The following is an 8,844-nucleotide window of genomic DNA, read 5'->3' as shown; positions in this document are numbered from 1 at the left end:
TAATTCGACTTGTGTGTACACCGTTTGCAAGAGGGGACTAAGGGGGGTAATTTGACTTATGTGTACACCTTAGCTAATGCATCGGAGGGTAATTTAATTGCAGTAGCACTAGTTTTTCTAGGACAAATATACTATCCCACTTCAAATCAAATCAAATAAGTAATTTTGATTGGTGATGTGTGCGATCGCTTTTGTCCAATCTACTCACAGTCTGTTAACTGTAGCATTCGGCTAATCTCTGTTCACTTGCAAGGTGAGTAATTTATACTGAATAGACTTTAACAACACAGCAAACGCTTGAGTAATCTATGATCGCACTGGAAGGGTATAAAGTCCTGACAGAACTGCACACAAGCCCCAATTCTCAGGTTTATCGGGGATATCGAGAGTTAGATCGACAACCAGTAGTAATGAAAGTTCTGCGGCAAGAATACCCATCCCCAGAAGCGATCGCTCGGTTTAAACTTGAATACGATCTCACGCGCCGCGCTCAAGCGCCTGGAATTATCCAAGCCTACGACTTAAAGAAATATCAAAACACCTTAGTCTTAGTTTTAGAGGATTTTGGTGGACAACCTCTGCGTGAGTTACTCAATCAATCGCCTCTACCGCTAGAGGATTTTTTGCAATTGGCTATACAAGTAGCAACAGCTTTAGAAGAAATTCACCAGCAACAGATTATTCATAAAGACATTAATCCTGCCAATATTCTTCTTAATCCCACGACTCAACAAACAAAAATAATTGACTTTGGTATTGCTACTTTGCTGTCGCGGGAAAATCCCACGTTGCGAAATCTGAATGTTTTAGAAGGGACTCTCGCTTATATTTCTCCCGAACAAACAGGACGGATGAATCGCTCGATTGATTATCGCACCGATTTTTACTCTTTGGGAGTCACTTTCTACGAACTGTTAACTCAGCATTTACCTTTTATTAGCGACGATCCTGTGGAACTGGTTCACAGCCATATTGCCAAACAACCGATTCCGCCCGATCGCATCAATCCCCAAATTCCGCCAGCGCTTTCGCAAATTGTGATGAAGTTGCTGGAAAAGACCGCCGAAGCACGTTATCAAAGTGCTTTTGGATTACAGGCAGATTTACAGCAATGCCTGGAGATGCTGAACACTACAGGGCAAATTATCTTATTTGAACTAGCACAACACGATCGCTCCGGTAGATTTCAAATTCCTCAAAAACTGTACGGACGAGAAGCGGAAGTAACAAATTTACTGGCAGCTTTTGAGCGAGCTAGTCACGGTCAAAGCGAAGTGATGCTGATTGCAGGTTATTCTGGGATTGGCAAATCAGCCCTAGTTCAAGAAATTTATAAACCGATTACCCAACACCGGGGATATTTTATTTCTGGGAAGTTTGACCAGTTCCAACGCAACATTCCCTACAGTTCTTTAATTCAAGCCTTTCAAGCTTTAATTCGCCAACTGTTAACTACAAGTGAAGCCGAAATTACTACTTGGCGCAAAAAATTATTAGATGTTCTTGGTGTCAATGGCCAGGTGATTATCGAAGTGATTGCAGAGGTGGAACTGATTATTGGTCAGCAGCCACCTGTTGTAGAACTATCGCCCAAGGAAGCGCAAACTCGGTTTAATTTAGTCTTGCAAAACTTTATTAAAGTCTTTACCCAAAAGGAACATCCTTTAGTAATGTTCTTGGATGACCTGCAATGGGCGGATAGTGCATCACTCCAGCTAATTCAGTTGTTAATGAGTCAAGCAGACAGTCAATATCTGTTGTTGATTGGTGCTTATCGTGATAATGAAGTAGATAAAAGCCATCCCTTGCGGACAACGATCGCATCCTTAGAACAAGCAGGAGTGGCTATTCACGAACTCACCTTAACGCCCTTAGCATTGCCTGAAATTCAACAACTTCTCAGCGATACCCTCAACAATGCCGATTTAGCAGAAGTTACTCCTTTAGCAGAACTGCTTCAGCAAAAGACTAACGGCAATCCCTTCTTCATGAATGAGTTTCTGAAATCGCTGTATGCAGAAGAATTACTCCAGTTTAATTTCACTCAGCGACAATGGCAGTGGCAACTGACAAAAATCCAGGCAGCCCAGATTACTGATAACGTCGTCGAGTTGATGGCGCTGAAAATTCAAAAGCTGCCAGTAGCCACCCAGGAAGCTTTAAAATTAGCAGCTTGTATTGGCAATTCCTTTGATTTGCATACTTTAGCGATCGCTAGCTCAAAATCTCTCGCAGATGTAGCCGCCCAACTCTGGGAAGCCGTGCAAACCGGACTAATTTTACCCCAAGGTAATGACTACCAACTCTTGCAAGTTGCCGACCTAGAAGTAACAGCGTTGACAAATTTGGATGTAGTCTACAAATTTCTGCACGATCGCGTCCAGCAAGCAGCCTATTCACTGATTTCTACTGACCAAAAACAGGCAGTACACTTGCAGATTGGGCAACTATTATTACAAGGCATTACTCCCCAAAAGCAAGAAGAAAGGATTTTTGACATTGTTAACCAACTGAATTTCGGCATCAACCTGATTACAGACCCTCAACAGCGCCAAAAACTAGCTCAGTTAAATTTAACAGCAGGTAACAAAGCCAAAGCCTCAGCAGCCTATCAGCCAGCCTTAGATTATCTGACAATGGGGATTAACAGCCTAGCAGCTAGTTGTTGGCGGCAACAGTATCAGCTAGCTTTGGCATTGCACACCGCCGCCGCCGAAGCTGCTTATCTGGGTGGGGACTTTGAACGCATGGATGCACTCACAGATGAAGTACTAGAAAAGACCCGCAGTACAGTCGATCAGGTGCAGGTTTATGCCATCAAAATTCAAGCTGCGATCGCCCGCGATCAACTCTTAGCAGCTTCTAAACTCGGTCTGCAAGTTCTGCAACTACTGGGCATTCCCTTGGCTAGCAACCCCGGTCAACCGCAAATTATGCTGGGACTGTTAAAAACTAAATTTGCTTTGGTAGGTAAGCAGGTACACACCTTAGCCGACTTGCCAAAACTTACCCATCCCACAAAATTAGCGGCAATTCGCATCCTTGCAAGTATCGCCTCCGCAACCTACCTAGCAGCCCCTAACGTTTTTCCTTTGACAGTCTTTAAACAGGTAGAAATATCCGCCAAATACGGCAACGCTGCGGAATCAGCCTTTGCCTACGCTACTTATGGCTTGATTCTCTGTGGCGTTGTCGGGGATCTGCAAGGGGGATATAAATTTGGTGAATTAGCTTTGAAAGTGCTAGACCGCTTCAATGCCAAGCACCTGCAAGCGAGAACTTTATTTGTAGTTAATTCCTTTGTCCGCCACTGGCAAGAACCACTCCAAAATACTATTCCTTCGCTAGATGGAGCATTTCAAGTTGGGCGCGATACGGGTGATACCGAATATGCTGCATTTTGTGCCAATACATGCACTATGCATTGCTATTTTACTGGTCAAAATCTGGCTGAATTGGATGAATGTTTAGCTATTTACGCAGAGGCAGTTCAGCAGTTTAAGAAAAAACCGATTTTTGTTCTCATTCAAATGTATCGCCAAGCAGTTGCTAATTTACAAGGCAAAAATACTAATCCCTGTCAGTTGGTGGGAGAATTTTATGATGCAACGGCTATGTTAACCCAGCATATTGAGAGTAACTACCGCACAGCTATTTTTTATATTTATACTAATCAATTAACGCTGAATTATTGGTTTGAAGATTATACTACAGCCGTCAAAAATGCAGATTTGGCAATTCCTTATTTAGATGCAGTCGTGGGTTTATATATTGTGGGATGGTTCTATTTTTATGACTCTTTAGGACGACTAGCTTTAGCTTCTATTGTCAGTGTAGCCGAACGTCAAAAGTTACTTCAGCGAGTGGCAGCAAACCAGAAAAAATTGCAAGTATGGGCAAAATTTTCTCCTGTCAACTATAGCCATAAATTAGCGCTGGTAGAAGCAGAATGGCATCGGGTACATGGAGAATCTAGTCAGGCGATCGCCTGTTACGATCGCGCCATTGCCTTAGCTCAAGACAACCAATATTTGAATGAAGCGGCTCTCGCCAATGAATTAACTGCGAAATTTTACTTGGCCCAAAACAAATTGAAGATCGCCCAAGTTTATCTACAAGAAGCCCGCTATCTTTATTTGCAGTGGGGAGCGATCGCCAAGGTAAAAGATTTAGAAGCCAAGTATCCCCAAATCTTAACGCGCATTCTAGAAAAAGCTGTTAACTCAACTTTATCAACCACTACTTCCAGCCCGACAGGTCTCACAAGTACCAGCCGCTCCGAATCATTGGATTTGGTGACAGTCATCAAAGCTTCTCAAACCCTTTCCGAAGAAATTCAGCTAGATAAACTTTTATCTAATTTAATGCGGATTTTAATGGAAAATGCCGGGGCGCAACGGGGATTTTTGCTGTTGTCAACTAAGGGGAAATTTCTTATTGAAGCTCAGGGAACTGTTGGTGAGAATACCATTCAGGTATTGGAATCACTCAGTATTGAAGATAACCAAATTCTTTCGACTGCGATCGTTAATTATGTGATTCGCACTAAAACTAATGTAGTTCTAAATGATGCCATTCACGAAGCAGTGGGGATTGGGGAATTCATTAAAGATCCCTACATTCGCCAATACCAACCGCGATCGATTCTGTGTACTCCCTTGATTAACCAAGGAAAGTTAGCAGGAATTGTCTATTTAGAAAATAACTTGACAACCGGAGCATTTACCCCAGATCGTTTGGAGTTGCTCAATCTGCTTTCAGCACAAGCAGCTATTTCCATTGAAAATGCCCGTTTGTATACAGATTTAGCTGCACTCAACAAAGCTTATGAGCGCTTTGTCCCGCGTCAATTTCTACAACTCCTCAACAAGCAAAGCATTATAGATGTGCAATTAGGCGATCAGGTGCAGCGAGAAATGTCAGTTTTATTTACCGACATTCGCGCCTTCACCACCCTTTCCGAAAGCATGACTCCCGCCGAGAATTTCCGATTTATTAACTCCTATCTCAGTCGCATGGAGCCGATCATTCTGGAAAACAATGGCTTTATCGACAAATATATTGGTGATGCCATCATGGCCTTGTTTGCAGGAGATGCCGATGATGCCGTCCAGGCGGGAATTGCCATGTTGCAGACATTAACAACCTACAACGAAAAACGTCAAGCCAATGGTTACTTACCAATTCAAATTGGCATTGGGATTAATACTGGTTCGCTAATTTTGGGGACAGTCGGCGGGTTGAATCGCATGGATAGCACAGTCATTAGTGATGCAGTTAATCTAGCAGCGCGAATCGAAGGATTAACCAAAACATTCAACGCCCCACTCCTAATTACCGACCAAACTTTTGAGCGCTTACAAAATCGCGATCGCTATGGTATTCGTGTAGTTGGTCAGGTAAAGGTGAAGGGTAAGACGAATGCTGTGACTGTCCATGAAGTGTTTGCAGCCGATCCCCCAAAAGTGAGTGCAGGCAAAGCGGCTACTTTAGAAGTATTTGCAAGAGCATTAGCGTGTTACGAACAACAACAATTTGCCGCAGCAGCCGAATATTTTCAAGATTGCTTGCAGCAAAACCCGTGGGATCAAGTCGCCCAGATATATCTTGAGCGCTGTCAGCCGGGAAAAGAAATAGCATCAATTTTTACTGACGCAGTTAAATTTTAAGGTATTTACTATACTGAATGCTGATTAAATTAAGAATTACCCCCCTTAATCCCCCCTTGTAAAGGGGGGAGACCGTAAATCTAGTTCCCTCCCCTTTGCAAGTACTTACATACTCGTCTATTCAAGAAAGACGGCTAGGGGAAACCGGAAATCTAGTTCCCTCCCCTTTGCAAAGGGAGGGTTAGGGTGGGGTAAAACCGTTATTTATCAGCTATTTCAGACTTGTGTATACACGGTAGCCCGTTGTAAGCGGTCTTTCAACTCAGCACTCTTCATAGTTGGATTCAAAAATCCTGAAAAAGCTGATGTTTGGACATTTGAGGGCAAAAACTCAACTTTTAAATTAAAACCTAGTGTTATACCTAAAGGCAAAACACCAAACCAGAGTGTAATACCAGGGTATCAATTAATGAATCACAAAATTCCCGAACCCCGATTTCCAGAGGCAGCAATGACTTCCAGCCGTCAGGAAATATCAAATTTACCGATGAATGTCATCTATGGAGATGTACCGGCAGATTTATCAGGACATACGTTTATTATTGCGCCTGTAGGTAGTGTTGCCTCTGGGGGCTTACCCAATCCAAATGCAACCCACATTTTTAACGGTGATGGGATGATTTACCGCTTTGACTGGCAAGGCGGACAGGTGACTGTCAAAACGAAACTGGCACGTACACCTTGCTACTATGCAGATCAGGCAACTTTTAAAAATCCGACTTATCGCTCTCATCAATTTCGCGATCATGGGTTGTTACGCTTCTCCCCTTCCTTGGGCTTGCGAGATGAGGTAGATATTGCCTTTCTCGCCTTTAATACGGCTAAAGATAGCCAAGAGCGATTAATGATTACCTATGACGCTGGTCGTCCCTACGAAATTGATACCAATAGTTTAGAGGTTGTTACCCCAGTGGGAGGCAACACTGAGTGGAAATCGTTTCTACCTTTGCCCTATCCTTTCTCGCCTGTGTTGAGTACGTCTCATCCAGCCTTTGATGGTTATACTAACGAAGTTTTCTTAGTTAACTATGGGCGATCGCTGAGTAATTTTCTTGAAAGTGCGCGTTTCATTTATGACTTGGAACAACTGCCCCAGGAATTCGAGCAACTGTTAAGTGCGATCGCTCAACTTTTAGACAACAATTCTTTGCGGATTCCCTTGGGAATGTTCTCAAAGTTTTCTCAAAGTTTCTCGCAATTATTGATTGGCTGGATTGAGAAATTGTTGGGAACTGCTATGCCAGATTTTGTTCATCTGATGCGGTGGGATGGTGTCGGTAAACTCCAGCACTGGGAGTTGATACTGCCGGATGGTTCCCCGGTGCGAATTGAACAAAGTATGCATCAGTTGGCAATTACCAAAGACTATGTGGTGCTGATGGACACTTCCCTGAAAATTGGCCCAGAACAAATCCTGAATAACCCATTTCCCAATAGTTTAGAAACTGAGCGCCTCCTGCGGCAATTATTGACGCGATCGCAGCAGCCCAATTCTCCCATTTACATCGTGCGTCGGGCTGACTTGAAGCCAGATGTGACTACTGTGGTAGTCCGCCCAGCCCTAATTCCTTTAGAAACAGTGCATTTTTTGACCGATTACGAAAACCCTGACGGTCAAATCACAATGCATACTGCCCATCTCTGCGCCACAGATATCGCTGAATGGGTTCGCAAGTATGATATCTCAAAATTCGATGCTCCCAAATCTGCGCCTCTGCGGTTGGGAGGAATGTTATCTAATGGGCAAATGGATGTGGGTCGTCTGGGTCGCTATCAAATAGATGGCGAGACAGGTCAGATTCAAGATGCTAAAGTAATTTACGATACTCGTCGTCATTGGGGTATAGGGTTCTATGCTTGCCAAGAAAAGCTGGTCTCTGGATTGCCTCCTCAGCGGATTGATAATATTTATTGGCAATCCCTCGGTTTTTGGCCAGAACTGCTGACTGAGTTTATTTACAACCTGTACGAAGAGTATCCCTATCGGGCTGTACCACTAAAAGAATTAATGCAACGAGAAGAAGCATTTCACAATCGCCCTTCTTCTTTGTTTCGGGTCGATACAATCAAAATGGAGGTGGCAGATTTTTATGATGCGCCCTCTGGTTACTTTATCAGTTCACCCCAGTTTGTACCGAGATTGAACAGCAATGGCAGTTCTACAGATGGCTATATCGTCTGTACGGTATTTGGGGGAAATAACAACGAAATTTGGATCTTCCAAGCCGATCAATTAGGGGCTGGGCCTATATGCAAATTGAGCCATCCCCAACTGGATTTTGGCTTCACAATGCATACTGCTTGGTTATCTGCGATCGCACCTCGCACTTCTAGTTACGATATCCCGGTGCGACAAGACTACGAATCGTTACTTAAGCAGCCAGCCATTCAGCAATTATTTGCAGAAGCAGTCTATCCACATTTTCAGTAGAAGACGTTGCGATCGCAGTAATTGAACTGACATTATATATTCACAAGGAGAAAGGGAAAGGGTAAAAGAAAAACCTTTCTCCTTTAGTTTTAAAAAATTTTACATACTTTGGTTTAATCGTACCTACTTACTTCGGCAAAACCACGCTTTGACGCACAGCACGCTTGCGATCGCTTTTACGAGTGCCTCCAGCCATCTGATACTCATGGCTATTATTACCATATTTATAAGCAATACCACGCAAAAGTTTCTCAGAATAGTCTGCTAATTCCTGTTCGTTTTCGACGAGCTGGGTTAGTAAGATATCAATAGTAGAGAGAGTGGTATTGTATGCTTCTAGAGATTGCCGCACGCTTTCGATTTTTTCAGTATAATCTTTGACTGTTAATCCCTCTCCGACATCGAGAGTTTGACTAATAGATTTAACGCTTGCTAGACGTAGTTCGGCTTTGCCAAGAGTACGTGAATTGCGTTTTCGCCTTCCCATAATTAATACTCATTTTCTCAATTTCTCATAACTCTATAGTGGACAATTGTTGAAGAAGTTGTCATACGTGGAATTGTTGATTTTTCTAAAAAAGCCTAAAATTTGTTTGCTTTATACCAATTTGTAATTACGAATTTTGAATTAACAATTGCGAATTGGTATAACATCAAAGCGGAAGTTGCTACAGCTTGCGCAAAACACGGAAACGTTAAAGCAGAAGTTGCTACAGCTTGCGCAAAACGCGGAAACGTTAAAGC

At 43.0% G+C, this 8,844-nt stretch carries 3 protein-coding genes; 2 read left to right on the top strand and 1 reads right to left on the bottom strand.

The features are described 5' to 3' along the window. The first annotated feature begins 308 nt into the window (after nt 1-308). Nucleotides 309-5,669, top strand: a complete 5,361-nt coding sequence (locus RMY16_RS32400) for an AAA family ATPase (RefSeq protein ID WP_322739813.1) — start codon at nt 309-311, stop codon at nt 5,667-5,669. A 409-nt stretch (nt 5,670-6,078) separates the two neighbouring features. Beyond that, entirely contained in the window at nt 6,079-8,100 is a 2,022-nt protein-coding gene (locus tag RMY16_RS32395) for a carotenoid oxygenase family protein (RefSeq protein ID WP_322739812.1), read from the top strand. A 127-nt stretch (nt 8,101-8,227) separates the two neighbouring features. Here the strand turns inward: RMY16_RS32395 and RMY16_RS32390 are convergent, their stop codons facing one another. Next, nucleotides 8,228-8,587: a hypothetical protein gene (locus RMY16_RS32390; RefSeq protein ID WP_322739811.1), complete on the bottom strand. Its 360-nt coding sequence runs from the start codon at nt 8,585-8,587 to the stop codon at nt 8,228-8,230. Nucleotides 8,588-8,844 lie beyond the last annotated feature (257 nt).

This window comes from Nostoc sp. DedQUE12b, from assembly GCF_034530835.1.
Taxonomy (GTDB): domain Bacteria; phylum Cyanobacteriota; class Cyanobacteriia; order Cyanobacteriales; family Nostocaceae; genus Nostoc.
This window is presented reverse-complemented; position numbering and strand designations above follow the sequence as displayed.